This window comes from Pseudomonas sp. DF11 (assembly GCF_058148565.1).
Window position 1 is genome coordinate 1 of sequence record NZ_JBYVYN010000034.1, and the last position, 272, is coordinate 272.

General features: G+C 64.3%; 1 protein-coding gene. It reads left to right on the plus strand.

The window, feature by feature from the left end; all coding sequences use genetic code 11:
* On the plus strand, positions 1-272 hold a 272-nt coding region (locus tag AC30D9_RS29420), incomplete at both ends, for a carbon starvation CstA family protein (protein ID WP_490145379.1).

Consider the following 272-nt stretch of genomic DNA (forward strand, 5'->3'; position numbering starts at 1 on the left):
TCGTTCGTGCCTTCGCTCAAGCGCACCGAATCCTGGCCGGCCAACCTGATCGCCACCGCCGGTTGCGTGGCGCTGTGGGGTTACCTGCTGTACCAGGGCGTGATCGATCCGCTGGGCGGCATCAACACCTTGTGGCCGCTGTTCGGCATCTCCAACCAGATGCTGGCCGGTATCGCCCTGATGCTCGCCACCGTGGTGCTGATCAAGATGAAGCGCCAGCGCTACGTCTGGGTCACGCTGCTGCCGGCTTCCTGGCTGCTGATCTGCACCAC